This is a genomic window from Solibacillus sp. FSL H8-0538 (assembly GCF_038003525.1).
GTDB lineage: Bacteria > Bacillota > Bacilli > Bacillales_A > Planococcaceae > JBBOPI01.
On sequence record NZ_JBBOPI010000001.1, the window covers coordinates 1,809,217 to 1,824,139 of the forward strand.

Here is a 14,923-nt window from a genome sequence, read left to right on the forward strand (position 1 = left end):
ATTATTCACGACGAAACTACAGGGTATTGCGGTTATTTGTCGAAAATTAGTATTAATAAAAAACAAATACAATTCATATTATCCGACGCTTAGTGTTCTTTTTTTATTTTTTACACTCGCACCAAATTTTATTGAAAATCAATAATAACAGACGTGAATTACTAATAAAGGAGCACACAAGATGCCATTAGAAGAATCAAACAACTTTAGTCTATTAGCTATACAAAGCTTTATGGGGAAATACACACGTGATATTATTGCTGATTTAAACATCATTCGTGGCTTAGAGGTTGCACCTGGCTTTGCGAAAACAGCAATGGGCGCGAAAATACTTGGAGAAATTGTAGGAAAAATGCTACAGTATTTGTCACGTTTTCATCTAGGTCATTATCATGATAATGCTTACGCATTTTTAGCATCAGACGAGACAAGTTACAATATGGATCATTTACTTCATATGGATGGTGGTATGATATGAAGCAAGATATTATTTTAGAAAACGATGTTGTCCTTTTACGTAGAATGACGATGGATGATGTGGATTCCATTGCATTAGTTGGCTTAGATGAGCGTATTTGGCCGTACTTATCGGTAACACTTAGAACACGCGAAGATGTAGAGCAGTATGTAAAAATAGCAGTTACCAACCAAATAACCGACACAGAATATCCGTTTGTTATTATTGAAAAACAAACGGGCAAGCTAGTCGGCTCAACAAGATTTATGAATATTTCTGAACAGCACAAGCATTTAGAAATTGGCTCCACATGGTTAATACCTAACGTCTGGCGCACAGCCATCAATACGAATTGTAAGTATTTATTATTGCACTATTGCTTTGAAGAACTCGGACTAAAACGTGTGCAAATTAAAACGGATGATGAAAATATGCGCTCGAAGCTAGCCATTGCTAGAATAGGTGCAAAGTTTGAAGGCATTCTTCGTCAACATATGATTCGAAAAGATGGCACAATGCGAAATACGGCTATGTTTAGTGTTGTCTGTTCGGAGTGGCCGGAGACGAAGGGACATATTCAAAAATTACTATAGGTTAATATAATGCAAAAAGCTTAGTCTAATTGGCAGACTAAGCTTTAACCTTATTGTTATTGAACTGCTACAATACCTAAAACTAGAAAATCCCCCACGTCCGAACGACTAATGTATTAATCAGCACAAACGTCGACAATAAAACGGACAACTAAAATATCTCCGGGTAAAAATACAATTCATGTAGAACCATTCCCAATAACCTTAGCTAACCCAATTTAACAGGCCTCATAAATTTCCTTTCGCATATACCAATTTCGAAGTAGGGAAGAGCTTAAAATCAATTATTAATTTTTTCCAATTTTTATTGTATAATTCCTAAATGTTAGTGTATTATGTTACTAGTACACTATGACGTGAGGTGATGGAATGAAGAAATTTAACGGATTACTGAAGAAGGAGTGGGTACTGTACCGCCTTTGGATATTTGCTGCCTTTATGATGGGCTTGGCGATTTTATACTTATTGCCGTTTGCTCTTAGTAAAGGGAATCTAGAATTAATAACGGATGAGTTACATTTTGGTTTAATGATGGCCACATTAGTGATGGGCAGCCTATTTATTCTCATCCAGTTTTTATCAAGCATTCGGAGCGATGTGCATAAAAAGGATATTTGGTTACATTCAACGAGTTCCATAGTGCAACTACTAGGTGTGAAGATGCTATTTACCGGAGTAAGTTATTTAGTCTATATGGTATTGTTTACATCACTTGGTATGTATACAGTAAATGATCTATATGAAGGCAGTTTCCCACAAATATTATTTTTGCAAAGCATTATTGTTGGAGTAGCATTATCAGCGGAAGTTGTCTTCTTTGTAACTATTATAGTTTTTTATGCACTCTATTTAACACTAAAACGTTACATCGGGCGCTTTGCAATCCTCATTACCGCAATCTTATTTTTTGTAATAAATGGGGCAATATTCACCTTTGAAAACACCAGTCTATATGCAGTACTGTTTTATTACGGTCAGATTGATCTAAACCCATTACTAAGTTATTTACCTTCTCCAATAACGCCATCATTAACAATGGCATTTGGCACCATTTATATGGCTGAACAAATCGTTTCCTTGCTACTCCTTGTTATCCTGTTCATAGTTGGCGCAAAATGGACGGAGAAGGTGGTATTAAAATGACAGTGGATTTCTCCAAGGACAAACCTATATACAGTCAGCTAGTTGATCGACTTTGTGGAGAAGTCATTAAGGGAGAATTGAAGCCAGGGGACCGTTTACCGTCCGTTCGAGAATATGCGCTGGAATCAGGTGTCAATGTGAATACCGTACAACGCGTGTATAAGGAGCTTGAAGCGATGGAAATGACTGACACAAAACGTGGGCAAGGAACCTTTATTACGATGAATGAACAACGTATTGCCGAGCTACGTGAGACGATGAAGCGCCAGCTAGCACAGAGCTTTTTAGCATCTATTGAAGCATTTGGTTTTACGAAAGAGGAGATCATCGAGGTATTACGAAACAAATAAAGAGGTGAACAGAATGCTACAGTTATCCAATGTATCCTTTAAATATGTAGGAAAAGACGTCTTGAGTAAGATTGACCTTACAATCCCATCCGGACAAATTATCGGGCTTGTGGGCGAAAATGGTAGTGGGAAATCAACGCTTCTGAAAATAATAACGGGGCTCCTTACACCAACTACTGGGACCGTTACTCTATACGGCGTACCTGTTACACGAAAGAGCGCCAAGTCCATCGCATTTATGCCAGATACTGATTTGTTTTACGAATACTATACGGGCGAAGAGCTCTTTCAGTTTTATGCTTCGCAGTTTAGCGATTTCAATTATGATAAAGCATGTATGATTGCAGTCGATTTGCAAGTTGAGATGCGGACAAAGTTAAAAAATCTGTCAAAAGGAAATCGAGGCAAGATGAAAATGGCTGCGACACTTGGCAGGAATGTTCCGTATTACATTTTAGATGAACCGTTTGGCGGTCTAGATCCCATGGCGAGAGAGGCACTCATTAAAGCGCTAATCCGTTTTAGTGATGCCGAAAGTCAAACGATTTTCTTATCTACACATGAAGTACAAGAAGTAGAGCCAATTTTAGACAAAATTCTACTACTAGCTAATGGGGAAATTGCGGCGCAGGAAGAAATCGAGGATATCCGCAATTTCACGCAGCAAGATGCCGTCCAATGGATGAAGTCACTATATAAAAACGAGGTGAGGTAAATGGAACCAATTGTACAACTTAAAAATTTATCTAAAACAATTAAGGGCAAGCAAATTATTGATCAATTGACGCTGGACTTATACCCAGGTCAAATAACAGGATTCTTAGGTCCAAATGGGGCAGGAAAAACGACAACAATCCGAATGATGACGGGCCTAATGCATCCAACTGCCGGGGAGGTCATTATTGACGGACAATCGCTAACGGAGCATTACGAGGAAGCCATTAGTAAGGTTGGTGTCATTGTAGAAAACCCGGAAATGTACAAGTTTATGTCAGGCTACAAAAACTTACTACATTTCGCGCGTATGCATAAAAACGTCTCAAAAGAGCGTATTAATGAAGTTGTTCGCCAGGTTGGGTTAGAAAACCGCATTAACGAAAAGGTTTCAACTTATTCACTTGGTATGCGCCAACGTCTTGGCCTAGCACAGGCTCTACTGCATCATCCGAAGTTTCTTATTTTAGATGAACCAACAAATGGTCTGGACCCAGCTGGTATTCGTGAATTCCGTCAATACTTACGTCAAATTGCTGAAAATGAAGGCGTATCGGTTTTTGTATCCAGTCATTTACTGTCAGAAATTGAACTAATGTGCGACCGTATTGCCATCATTCAAAACGGTAGGCTTATTGATTTACGTGAGATGAATCAAGACACGGCGACCGTTTATTACGTAGAGGCAACACCAACTGTCGAGGCAAGTGCTGTACTAGACGAGCTAAGCATTTCATACAAAGTAAACGGCAGTGGATTGGAGCTGGATGTGGAAAAACAGCAAATTCCAGCAATCGTGACAACGCTCGTGAATCGTAATATTCACGTATACGCGGTTCAGCCAAAGCAACAAACATTAGAAGATCAGTTTTTAGAAATGACAGGAGGTGGCCAAATTGCTGAAGCTAATACAAAATGAGTGGATGAAACTTTGGGCAAAAAAAGCGTCATGGGTAATGCTTGCTCTACTAATTGTCATCATCATTCTTCCAACAGCGATTACGAAATACTATGAGTTGAAAAATCCAGAAGAACGAACATGGCAGGAAATCGAAGAACAAAACATCACAGCGAATGAAGAACTACTTGCGAGCGGCGATCTACCTCTTGAAAATACAGGTATTATCGACGAGCAAATTGCTATCTCAAAATATCGTCTTGCGAATGACATCCCCAACGACAGTTCAAAAAGTGTGGAAGGTACAGTGTCTTACGGTATTGATTTAATTATGCTCATCACTTTGTTTACGGTCATTGTTGCAGCAACGATTGTTTCCAGTGAATTTTCAACAGGCACAATTAAAATGCTGTTAACGCGTCCTGTATCACGCGCCAAAATTTTAACATCCAAGCTACTAACGGTATTTTTATACGGGATACTGTTAATCGTTGTCAATCTAATCGTTTCATATTTAGTCGGCCTCGTCGTTTATGGAGCAGGTTCAGGGATCGCATTATCGTTTGTGGACGGGGTAGTCGTAGAGGAGAGCGTTTGGGGGAACTTAAGTTACATATTACTGTTATCATTCGGTGACTTTATTATGTCTACACTGTTTGCCTTCTTAATCGGCTCAGTCTTCCGCTCAAGTTCACTTGCAATCGGACTGACAATGTTCATCTCATTTATGGGCTCAATGATTGTCGCCTTTTTAAGCCAATACGCGTTCGTCAAATACATCTGGCTCACACATAGCAATTTAACACAATACGCATACGACAACGTAATGGTAGAAGGTATTACCATGCCAATGTCATTGACGGTCCTCGCGATATACGCGGTGATTTTCTTAGTTATTAGCTATGGGTCATTTATGAAGCGAGATGTGACGGCTTAATAGGTGAAGGAAGGAACACCGTCTTTTCGTAAGACGGTGTTTTGATTTTGGTGGATAAGAAAGTATAATTTTCCCATCCACATAAGTAAGGACATCAACTCGCCCTATTTTAGGCGAGTTGTGTCTTTCTAATGAACGGGGTTGGCAAATACCAGTTAATGTATATTTTATTGTGATGATTGTAAACGAAATTTATAACCTTCAAAAAAGGAATTCATTATATGGTTTAGTTGTTCACCTGTCACATTTATTGCTGTTTGAACAGTAATAGTAACTTGACCAAAACCGAATTTTAAATTTCCGCGCATGGCTATTCTTTTTAGAGCAGGTAACGTATTTATAAATGTATCTCCTTCAAGTAAGTACACCGAAATAAGTTGTTGTCCATTAATAATGACAAGTTCAATTTTTTCAACGGATTCCCACTTAATGAAATCACGAATCGCCAAAGCTGATGAAAAATCATAAAATCCATTTTCATTGACGATTACTAATTTTCTACGACTAAACAATTGTTTAGTCGAATAAAGCATTGCAAAACCAAAAATTATTGTTCCCAATATACCAATTCCAAAATATAAACTGCTATTAACTACATGTTGAATATCAGTAGCACCGAACAATCCTAGAAATAGATTTATAATTTTAAAAGCCTTTTGATTAGAGAAATTATCTTGAACTTCAAAACTTATGGATAAAACAAATAAACTACCTGTAACCATGACAAGTGCGAGAAACGTTAATAATAACAACCTACGTTTACTTTCGTAAACTACAAACTCTCTTATCAAAACATCTCCTCTCTAAATTTCTTCATTTCATAATTATATTATTATTAGTTCAAATTATGAGGCTGAAAAAGAAGAACTACAGTATAAAAGTCAAATACATTTACGACACTCCGTATGAACGTCTAGGGAACATAGAATAATAAAAAGCGTATCAGAACATTCCTAATACGCCTTTTTGTCTTCATATTTAGTATTCTAGTTTGCCAAATCATAATGTACCGAAACTGTTATACATCTCAATGTTTGGACTTTTATTTATTAATGTACTGCTTAAGCGTTGTGACGAGTTTCTCGTGTAAAGGAAGTTTTGGCTGACTATACGTTGCCAGATTAGCAGTCCGATCTGCTGGTGCCTCTTTTAAAATATGATTCATGCCCTCAATGACAATCGTTTCATCCGCTGATTTACGTAATGCTTCTGCATCTGTTACTGAAACTTGAATATCAGTGGAGCCTTGTACGACATATTTTTTTGCAGTCACTTTTTGTAACTCTGCGACTGGATCATAATTCATCCATGAAATTAAGTAGGGCTGAGAAGCAGGGGCAAAAACAGAAGCAAGCTCTGGTGACATCTTTTCAACTGTTTTTCCAACTTTCAATGAATCTATTATTGTTTTACTTTCTGCTAGTAAATTTGCAGGTAGCTGCGCGCTTAACTGCTCGTATAATACTTCTTCAATTGGTCTTCCTGCACCTGCTAGTAAAGTGATCGAGTTTACATCTTGCTGTTGTGCCGCAAGTGTTGCTAGGAGCGCACCTTCACTATGACCAATAATATGAACAGAGCTAAAGCGTACGTCATCCTTCGCAAATTTTGCAATGCTTGCTACATCACTTGCAAAATCATCAATCCTTAATGCAGTAACATCCTTAACTAAGGTAATGTTGTCACCAATTCCACGCTTATCATAACGGATTGTAGCAATGCCCTGTGCAGCTAAACTTTCAGCAAGCATTTTATAGCTATTACTTGTCATACCACCTGCATTGCCGTCCTTATTCGTTGGGCCAGAGCCTGCAACGATGATTGCAACAGCAGAAGGTGACTTTGTAGGAAGTTCAAGGGCTGCTTTTAATGTACCACCTTTAACGGGAATGCTAATTGTTTCATAAGTAAGTTCAATTTCTGGCTCTTTTTCATAGTGGGTGAACGTAATAGGAAATGGCACGCCACTTTGAACAAAGCTTCCTTCAATTGAATCACCTTTTAATGTACCTGAAATAACGACAGGAATGCCTTGTAGGTTAATCATCATTTCAAAAGAATCCCCATTGTAACTTACGGACTTGACAGGGAAGTCTTTTATACCCTGAACTGGAACAGAAAGAGTGCCGCCATTGCCATCTAGCGAAATGATAATTTCCAGCGTGCTATTCGGAATTTCAATTTTGCCCATCCATTGGCCTTGTAATGAAGCGTTGATATTGTTTTCCTCCGCTACAAGTTTCAGTGCACGGTGTAGAAATACAGCGAAATGCTGGCGTGATACGTTCTCTAATGGTTTGAAGTTCCCATTATTTCCGGTTGTTATTTTGTTTGAATAAATTGTCTCAATGTATTCTTTAGCCCAAAAATCTTTCGTAACATCAGGGAAAGTCGTATCTCCTTTAGCGGATAAATTTAATGCCAGGGCTAAAATTTTCGCCATTTGTGCTCGCGTAAGCGGCTGGTCGGGATTAAAATAGCCGTTAGAACCATCTACTATACCTGCACGGTAAAGCTTTTGAATATCCTTATAATAAGAATGAGATGGAGGTACATCTTTAAAGCTAGTAGTTTCACGTATAGGTTCTAGTGGCAATGCTTTTGAGAGAAGCACCGCTACATGCTTCCTGCTTATATGTGCATTTGGATTAAATGAACCATCAGTATAGCCAGTAATAATTCCAAGATCAGTTAATTCGTGAATGATTTTATAATACTGATTGGATTCGGTTACATCTGTAAATTTTTTAGCATATGTTGCAGCCTCTACATAATTAGTATTCATTGGTGATACTGCAACCGGTGTGGCAACTGCAACTGCAAGTACAGATAAAAGAGCTCTCTTTCGTTTCATGTCAATCTCCTCCGGTAATTTCAGATTATTCTCACGAAATATTTTACCATATTTAGGTTGTAATAGAGGAGTTCCGGACGCCCTATTATTGTACTTAAAATATGTTATTTATCGACTATACCTCCTACCAACTTTTTTAAATTCAAATTCCTCTTTTCAGCACACTCCAATAAAAAACTATATTTTCAGAACAGCACACACAATTAATGTTATAAATTTTTTTATTCCCAAATTAACAACTTCTAGCATAAATCCACGTTAGCGAGAAGAGATAAGTATGTTTGTGACGTTTTATTACCAAATAAAGTAACTGAATAGTTCAAATATAACGAAATTTCAGAAAACATATTGAAATCTGAAAAAATGCATGTTAGTATGAAACACATTAAATGAAGCCAAAACTTCTTTAGATAAAATAAATGAAGGAGGAACTTCGTTTGGGGCAAAAAAATTTAGTACAGCACAAAATACAAGCGCATTTTCACCAGTTGTCAAAAGGGCAACAGAAAGTAGCTTCGTTTGTGTTGGAGCAGTTAGATTATGTAGCAATGCATAGTGCTTCTGAGGTTGGAAAACGAGTCGGAGTTAGTGAAACGACTGTTATTCGATTTTGTTTTGCACTTGGACTAACGGGTTATGGACAATTGCAAAAAGAATTGACAGCACAGCTTTTACAAAAAAATGAAAGTACACTTGGTGATTATTTACACGACAAACAATCTCTTTTGACGCAACGCCGTTTTCATGAGCAATCTATATCTCGTGATGCTAAACGATTAGTCGAAGTAGCAAAGCAAATTGATGAACAACAATTTTTAATAGTTGCTGCGGCTATGCATAAAGCAAAGAGTATTTATGTAATAGGGCAAGGGAGTTCCGGAATGGCAGCACAGTGGCTTTATTTTACGCTCAGCTTATTGAGACCCCATGTGAAGCTTGTAAATAATGAATCGAGTGAAATATTAAGAACACTGCAGGAGATTGATAATTATAGCTTAGTCTTTGTGTTGTCGTTTCACCGCTATTATAAAGAACCTCTAGCGTTTGCTGAAGCCGTGAAAGAGCAATGCCAGATGGTCGTAGGTATTACAGATCATATCCTAGCACCTATTACACAAATAGTGCCAAATAACTTCATATTACAGTCCGAAAATACATCGACACTCGATGCCATGCCAGTCTTGATTTCGTTTTTAAATACGTTAGTGGCAGCGATGACTGCTGAAGACAAAGATTATTACGACAAGCAGCGTATTAAGTATGATGATTTTAATGGCAGTTTTATATCAAATAGATGGAGTTGAGAAGCATGAATGATCGTTCGGAATTACAACGAAAGATGCAGGGAATATTTGCACATTTACATAACCATCCCGAGGTAAGCTGGCAAGAGCATGACACAACAACTTATATCGTAAAGCTGTTACAGGAAGTAGGGCTTGAGCCACAAACATTTGATGATATACCAGGCTTATATGTTGATATCGGTCAAGGTACTCCGGTCGTTGGGCTTCGGACAGACATGGATGCTTTATGGCAAGAAGTAGACGGGCAGTTTCAGGCAAATCATTCTTGCGGACATGACGGACATATGACGATGGCGATTGGTGCAGCTTTATTGCTAAAGGAGCAAAAAGATACGTTACCAGGAGCAGTGCGATTGCTTTTCCAACCAGCTGAAGAAAAGGGGGAGGGGGCACTGGCACTAGTCGAAAAAGGACTTGTGGATGATTTATCATACTTATTCGGTGTTCACGTACGCCCTTTCATTGAACTTGATGATGGCAAGTATGCTCCAGCACTGCATCACGGTGCAGCAAAATTATTTAAAGGTGTTATTCACGGGAAAGAGGCGCACGGTGCGAGACCTGAGCAAGGGATTAACACGATTGAAGTTGGTGCAGCTATTGTAAATGGTTTGAGTAGTTTACACATGGATCCAAACGTATCGTCATCAGTCAAAATGACACAATTTCAGGCGGGTGGTGAATCAGTCAATATTATTCCAGGAAAAGCAACGTTTAGTATCGATGCTCGTGCACAAACAAATGAAGTGTTGACCCAACTCGAAGAAGGAATAAAGCGTGTCATTCGTAGTGTAGACTTGCAATTTGGAGCACATATTGACTTAACGCTCGGGGCAAATATTGTCGCCGCACAACCAAATGATCAAGCGATTCGTTTTATGGCGCAAGCGATTGAGGATGTGACAGGTAAAGCTGCTTTAGCCCCTGAGATTATTATACCGGGCGGCGAAGATTTTCATTATTACACATATAAGCGTCCCCATATTAAAGCAACAATGCTAGGGCTCGGTTGTGGGGTAACGCCGGGATTACATCACCCGAATATGACATTTAATGAAGAGCGTCTTATTACGGGGGCATTTATATTAGCAAATACCGTGGAACGGGCATTACAACATGAAAGAAGCGAACTACATGAAGATACGAGAAATTAAAACAATTCAAGAACTTGAGCAAGTCCAACAATTAGAATGGGCTGTTTGGGGTACAGCGACGATTCCCGTGCACCAAACATTAACAGCGGTCAAAAATGGTGGCATCGTCGTTGGTGCATTCGATCAAGATAAGTTAATTGGCTTTAGCTACGGCTTTGGTGGGTTTAAACATGGTAAATCCTATTTGTGTTCACATATGTTAGGTATTGATGAAAATTATCGTTCAAAGGGTATTGGAGAAGCTTTAAAATACGCACAACGCGACATCGCGATTGAAAAAGGATATACCATGATGCTTTGGACTTATGATCCACTCGAAACACGTAATGGCTATTTAAATTTAACAAAGCTACATGCAATCTGTGATACATATGTTGAAAATTGTTACGGTGAGATGCAAGACGGGCTCAATAAAGGGTTGCCTTCTGACCGACTTGAAGTAAATTGGTACTTAACATCGGACTATGCTAAGAAGAAACAACAAATCGAACTAGGTGATGCGAAATATTTAGGAAATGTGACATGGAATGCGGCAGGACTACCGATTTTGACAGCATTGCCAGTAGTCGATCAATTCACTGAGCAAGCGTATATTGTGCCTGTTCCAAAAGACTTTCAAGATTTAAAAACGATCGAACCCGATTTAGCATATGACTGGCGTATGAAAACGCGTCAGCTATTTAAAGCATTATTTGCCCAAAACTACGTGGCAATCCGTCTTGAACAAGATGAAAAGATGAATAAATATATCTTCATTTTAAAACAACAACATTTATTTGAAGGAGCATAACAACATGAAAATTAATGAAATTACAATTCGTCACGTACAAATGAAACTCAAAGACCCATTCACAACGAGTTTCGGAACATTCGACAATAAAGACTTCTTACTACTAGAGGCGCGTGATGTAGATGGCACAATTGGTTGGGGAGAATCCGTGGCATTCCATTCACCATGGTATAACGAAGAAACATTAAAAACGAACTGGCATATGCTCGAAGATTTTTTAATTCCAATGGTGTTACATAAAGAAATCAACCACCCCGACGAAATTAACGAAATGTTTTCAGCAATTCGCAAAAATAATATGGCGAAGTCGACAATTGAAGGTGCAGTGTGGGACATTTACGCACAGCAAACGAATCAATCACTTGCACAAGCTTTAGGTGGGAAAAAAGAGGAAATTGAAGTCGGTATTAGTATCGGAATCCAAAGCTCAATCGAAAAGCTACTTACCCTGGTAGATGGCTACGTTAAAGAAGGCTACAAACGAATCAAAGTTAAAATAAAGCCAGGCTGGGACGTAGAGGTGATGCGCACATTACGTGAAAAATTCCCAACTGTTGCATTCATGGCGGATGCTAACTCAGCGTACCGTTTAGAAGATATCGACATTTTGAAGCAACTTGATGCATTTAATTTAACAATGATTGAGCAGCCTCTAGCATCAGACGATATTATCGACCATGCCACATTACAAAAACAAATTCAAACACCGATTTGCTTGGATGAAAGTATCCATTCACTAGAAGATGCTCGAAAAGCAATTGAGTTAGGTAGTACACGCATTATCAATATTAAAATCGGGCGTGTCGGTGGCTTAACAGAATCGAAGAAGATTCATGACTATTGCGAAGAAAAGGGTATTCCAGTTTGGTGTGGAGGCATGTTAGAGTCAGGAATTGGCCGTGCACATAATGTTGCATTAACAACATTAACAAACTTTATTTTGCCAGGGGATACAGCTGGGTCAAACCGCTACTGGGAAAAAGACATAATCGAACCAGAAGTGATCGTAGAAGATGGTTACATTACTGTTCCACAACAAGCTGGTATCGGCTATGCAGTAAATAAAGAAACAATTGATACATTTACCGTATCCAAAAAAACTTATAATTAATAGGAGATATTATGAAACAGAGTATACAAATAGGGGGTGCCTTCGTCGGCTTAATCGTCGGCGCAGGCTTTGCCTCAGGACAAGAAATCATGCAATATTTTACGAGTTTTGGTATTTGGGGAATTGTCGGAGCCTTTATCGCAACAATTGCTTTTGGGTTTATCGGCATGACGCTTGCACAGCTCGGAACAGATTTACAAACAACGTCACATAAAGATGTAATTTATTTAATCGGTGGGCGCTATGTTGGGTTTATTCTAGATTTTTTAATTACGTTTTTCCTATTCGGCGTAGCAGTTGTCATGTTTGCTGGGGCAGGTTCGACATTTAGTCAAATGTTTAATGTAAACCCGATGATTGGTAGCTTGATTATGATCGTGGCAACAATTTTAACGCTAATGTTAAACGTAAAAAACATTATTAATATTATTGCGGTTGTTACACCTTACTTACTGGGCATTATTTTTATCGTGTTAGCTTATTCGATTTTCACAGCAGATTTAACATTTTCTGAGCAAAATAGTATTGCGCAGCAACAAGCCTCCGCTGCTCCAAACTGGCTATTAGGCGCTCTACTTTATGTGTCCTATAATATTGCAGCCGGAGCGGCAATGTTAATTGTTATGGGTGGAACTGTCAAGGATCGTAAAGTAGCAGGTCGCGGTGGTATTATCGGTGGTATTTTGCTTGGTTTACTCATTTTACTAATTAACTTTGCTATGTTATTAAAAATTGATGTTGTCGGTGGAGTGGATATGCCAACGCTACAATTAGCAAACCAAATTCATCCAGCAGTTGGAATGCTTATGTCTGTCGCATTACTAGGTATGATGTACAATACAGCAGTTGGGATGTTCTATGCATTTGCAGTACGATTTGTAGCACCTGAACATAAATATTTTAAACCGAGCATTATTGGTATTGGGTTAGCTGGGTTTGCTGCTAGTTTAATCGGCTTTACAACACTTGTAGGAAAAGTTTATTCAACAATGGGGTATCTTGGTTTTGTATTAATTTTAGCAGTCATCATTGCTTGGGTTCGTAAACTTCGTAGTTCAAAAGCATAACGCTTTAAATTATCTGAATATTTAAATTTTAATAATTAGTGTTTCAGTTGAATAAATCTAATAAACTTAAAGAAACCTGTAAATCGCAATAGATTTACAGGTTTTTTTTAATAACCCAACCTTAACATTATCCCCTTTTTGAGAAGGAATGAAGTAATATTACTCGTTTTTTAACTGTATATTTAAGCAATATGCTTCTTGCAAAGCCGTTATTTATTAAAGTTAATTATGGCTATTAAAGGAGAGTCGCTAAAAAATGAAAAAAAATCTCTTTTCACTAACAATTGTTATGATTTTAATATTGATAGCTGTTGTTAATTTAACGAAGGGAGAGGAAACGGATATTCAAGTCAAAAAAGAAATCGAAGTAATTGCCAATGACACAGTGGAAGAATCATTTAACGAGGGTAGTCTACTCAAAAATGTAGCACAAGATTTCATATTGGAAACGGCAGGTGGTGCACCGGTGCGTTTGTCGGACTATAAAGGAAAAAAGGTCATTTTAAATTTTTGGACTACATGGTGTCCACCATGTAAAGCGGAGATGCCTCATCTGCAAACATTCTATGAAGAAAATAGACAGGATGAGGTAGAAATTTTATCGATTAATCTAACGCAACTGGATCATGGGCTAAAAACGATCCAAAATTTTATAGATAACTATCAATTAACGTTTCCCGTTGCTTTGGACAAAAAAGACATAGTCGGGCAAATGTATGAGATTATGACAATTCCCACAACATTTTTTATTGATGAAAACGGCGTTATTCAGCAAAAAATTATTGGACCCATGGATAAAGAATCTATGAAGCAAGCAATCGAAACATTCTGAGCTGAAATGAAGTCAGGTGAAATAAAACCAATTTGAGGTGAAAGGGTGCGACAGTTTCTTTTAGAAATGGAGCAGATTGACGTAGCACTGCAAAATTTTCTAGATGAATACGGATTATATATTTATAGTTTGCTATTTTTGATTATATTTTTGAAAACCGCTTTTGTCGTACTAACTTTTTTACCTGGCGATGTAATTGTTTTTGTCAGCGGTGCACTTGTTGCAATGGGTGAATTAAATCTTTTTATTCTATTCCCGTTATTAGTAGTAGCCACTATTTTAGGAGACTGTCAGAACTATTATATTGGGAAAATTGGGAGGAAGTTGAACAAGAAAAGTTTTCTTATTCCTAAAGCTACCTTAGAAAGAGCAAGACAATTCATCAATCACCAAGGACATAATGCCATATTATTTGCCCGGTTTGTTCCCTTTATGCGCACGACAATACCTTTCATCTCCGGATATACCAACTACACATTTCGCACTTTTTTATTATTCAATACAATTGGAGCTCTATTCTGGGTAATATTATGGCTTATGGCGGGGTTATTACTTGGGAAATTACCCATTATTGAAGAACATATGACCGTCTCGCTTGCACTCATTTCCTGTATCCCATTTTTAGTGCCCATCGTTTTGTTCATACGCAAAAAAATGCGAAAAGTCACGTCTTAAAGTTTCATTTCCTCAAAACAAGGCAATGTATATAGTAGCAC

General features: G+C 38.0%; 16 protein-coding genes. 14 read left to right on the top strand and 2 right to left on the bottom strand.

What is annotated here, in order from left to right; translation table 11 throughout:
* Positions 1-181 precede the first annotated feature (181 nt).
* From MHH87_RS08505 to MHH87_RS08535, 7 genes are all read left to right on the top strand, one after another.
* Positions 182-478: a hypothetical protein gene (locus MHH87_RS08505; protein WP_340748884.1), complete on the top strand. Its 297-nt coding sequence runs from the start codon at positions 182-184 to the stop codon at positions 476-478.
* Positions 475-1,050: a GNAT family N-acetyltransferase gene (locus tag MHH87_RS08510; RefSeq protein WP_340748885.1), complete on the top strand. Its 576-nt coding sequence runs from the start codon at positions 475-477 to the stop codon at positions 1,048-1,050. Before MHH87_RS08505 ends, MHH87_RS08510 begins: the two co-directional genes overlap by 4 nt.
* A 369-nt stretch (positions 1,051-1,419) precedes the next feature.
* Entirely contained in the window at positions 1,420-2,193 is a 774-nt protein-coding gene (locus MHH87_RS08515) for a hypothetical protein (RefSeq protein WP_340748886.1), read from the top strand.
* Positions 2,190-2,543 carry a GntR family transcriptional regulator gene (locus MHH87_RS08520; RefSeq protein ID WP_340748887.1) on the top strand — a complete coding sequence of 118 codons (354 nt, stop codon included), beginning with the start codon at positions 2,190-2,192 and terminating at the stop codon, positions 2,541-2,543. Before MHH87_RS08515 ends, MHH87_RS08520 begins: the two co-directional genes overlap by 4 nt.
* A gap of 13 nt (positions 2,544-2,556) precedes the next feature.
* Positions 2,557-3,258, top strand: a complete 702-nt coding sequence (locus MHH87_RS08525; protein WP_340748888.1) for an ABC transporter ATP-binding protein — start codon at positions 2,557-2,559, stop codon at positions 3,256-3,258.
* Positions 3,259-4,176, top strand: a complete 918-nt coding sequence (locus MHH87_RS08530; RefSeq protein ID WP_340748889.1) for an ABC transporter ATP-binding protein — start codon at positions 3,259-3,261, stop codon at positions 4,174-4,176. It abuts the gene before it with no gap.
* Positions 4,145-5,092: an ABC transporter permease gene (locus tag MHH87_RS08535; RefSeq protein WP_340748890.1), complete on the top strand. Its 948-nt coding sequence runs from the start codon at positions 4,145-4,147 to the stop codon at positions 5,090-5,092. The genes MHH87_RS08530 and MHH87_RS08535 overlap by 32 nt, the downstream gene beginning before the upstream one ends.
* 167 nt (positions 5,093-5,259) lie before the next feature.
* Here MHH87_RS08535 and MHH87_RS08540 read toward each other — a convergent pair whose 3' ends face one another.
* The gene (locus MHH87_RS08540) at positions 5,260-5,883 is read right to left on the bottom strand and encodes an STM3941 family protein (RefSeq protein WP_340748891.1); all 624 of its coding nucleotides are present in this window, start codon (positions 5,881-5,883) and stop codon (positions 5,260-5,262) included.
* Positions 5,884-6,134: 251 nt separating this feature from the next.
* On the bottom strand, positions 6,135-7,946 hold the full coding sequence (locus tag MHH87_RS08545; RefSeq protein ID WP_340748892.1) for an alpha/beta fold hydrolase: 1,812 nt from the start codon (positions 7,944-7,946) through the stop codon (positions 6,135-6,137).
* A gap of 437 nt (positions 7,947-8,383) precedes the next feature.
* On the opposite strand from MHH87_RS08545, the gene MHH87_RS08550 reads away from it, so the two are divergent.
* The 7 genes from MHH87_RS08550 (at position 8,384) to MHH87_RS08580 (ending at position 14,882) form a co-directional block, all read left to right on the top strand.
* Positions 8,384-9,250 (top strand): MurR/RpiR family transcriptional regulator, encoded by an 867-nt coding sequence (locus MHH87_RS08550; protein WP_340748893.1) that lies wholly within the window; start codon positions 8,384-8,386, stop codon positions 9,248-9,250.
* 5 nt (positions 9,251-9,255) lie between these two features.
* Positions 9,256-10,407 carry a M20 peptidase aminoacylase family protein gene (locus tag MHH87_RS08555; protein ID WP_340748894.1) on the top strand — a complete coding sequence of 384 codons (1,152 nt, stop codon included), beginning with the start codon at positions 9,256-9,258 and terminating at the stop codon, positions 10,405-10,407.
* On the top strand, positions 10,388-11,197 hold the full coding sequence (locus MHH87_RS08560) for a GNAT family N-acetyltransferase (RefSeq protein WP_340748895.1): 810 nt from the start codon (positions 10,388-10,390) through the stop codon (positions 11,195-11,197). Before MHH87_RS08555 ends, MHH87_RS08560 begins: the two co-directional genes overlap by 20 nt.
* 4 nt (positions 11,198-11,201) lie before the next feature.
* Complete coding sequence (gene menC, locus MHH87_RS08565) at positions 11,202-12,308, top strand: o-succinylbenzoate synthase (protein ID WP_340748896.1); 1,107 nt, start codon at positions 11,202-11,204, stop codon at positions 12,306-12,308.
* An 11-nt stretch (positions 12,309-12,319) separates the two neighbouring features.
* Positions 12,320-13,375: a YkvI family membrane protein gene (locus MHH87_RS08570; protein ID WP_340748897.1), complete on the top strand. Its 1,056-nt coding sequence runs from the start codon at positions 12,320-12,322 to the stop codon at positions 13,373-13,375.
* 256 nt (positions 13,376-13,631) lie between these two features.
* The gene (locus MHH87_RS08575; protein ID WP_340748898.1) at positions 13,632-14,207 is read left to right on the top strand and encodes a TlpA disulfide reductase family protein; all 576 of its coding nucleotides are present in this window, start codon (positions 13,632-13,634) and stop codon (positions 14,205-14,207) included.
* Between the two features lie 66 nt (positions 14,208-14,273).
* Positions 14,274-14,882, top strand: a complete 609-nt coding sequence (locus MHH87_RS08580) for a VTT domain-containing protein (RefSeq protein WP_340748899.1) — start codon at positions 14,274-14,276, stop codon at positions 14,880-14,882.
* The last annotated feature ends 41 nt before the right edge of the window (positions 14,883-14,923 follow it).

Bases quoted from the DNA above. Each gene is read 5' to 3' on its own strand.
- MHH87_RS08575 (WP_340748898.1), top strand. From the start codon at position 13,632: ATGAAAAAAAATCTCTTTTCACTAACAATTGTTATGATTTTAATATTG.
- MHH87_RS08580 (WP_340748899.1), top strand. From the start codon at position 14,274: ATGGAGCAGATTGACGTAGCACTGCAAAATTTTCTAGATGAATACGGA.
- MHH87_RS08510 (WP_340748885.1), top strand. From the start codon at position 475: ATGAAGCAAGATATTATTTTAGAAAACGATGTTGTCCTTTTACGTAGA.
- MHH87_RS08525 (WP_340748888.1), top strand. From the start codon at position 2,557: ATGCTACAGTTATCCAATGTATCCTTTAAATATGTAGGAAAAGACGTC.
- menC (WP_340748896.1), top strand. From the start codon at position 11,202: ATGAAAATTAATGAAATTACAATTCGTCACGTACAAATGAAACTCAAA.
- MHH87_RS08555 (WP_340748894.1), top strand. From the start codon at position 9,256: ATGAATGATCGTTCGGAATTACAACGAAAGATGCAGGGAATATTTGCA.
- MHH87_RS08505 (WP_340748884.1), top strand. From the start codon at position 182: ATGCCATTAGAAGAATCAAACAACTTTAGTCTATTAGCTATACAAAGC.
- MHH87_RS08515 (WP_340748886.1), top strand. From the start codon at position 1,420: ATGAAGAAATTTAACGGATTACTGAAGAAGGAGTGGGTACTGTACCGC.
- MHH87_RS08570 (WP_340748897.1), top strand. From the start codon at position 12,320: ATGAAACAGAGTATACAAATAGGGGGTGCCTTCGTCGGCTTAATCGTC.
- MHH87_RS08530 (WP_340748889.1), top strand. From the start codon at position 3,259: ATGGAACCAATTGTACAACTTAAAAATTTATCTAAAACAATTAAGGGC.
- MHH87_RS08560 (WP_340748895.1), top strand. From the start codon at position 10,388: ATGAAGATACGAGAAATTAAAACAATTCAAGAACTTGAGCAAGTCCAA.
- MHH87_RS08520 (WP_340748887.1), top strand. From the start codon at position 2,190: ATGACAGTGGATTTCTCCAAGGACAAACCTATATACAGTCAGCTAGTT.
- MHH87_RS08545 (WP_340748892.1), bottom strand. From the start codon at position 7,946: ATGAAACGAAAGAGAGCTCTTTTATCTGTACTTGCAGTTGCAGTTGCC.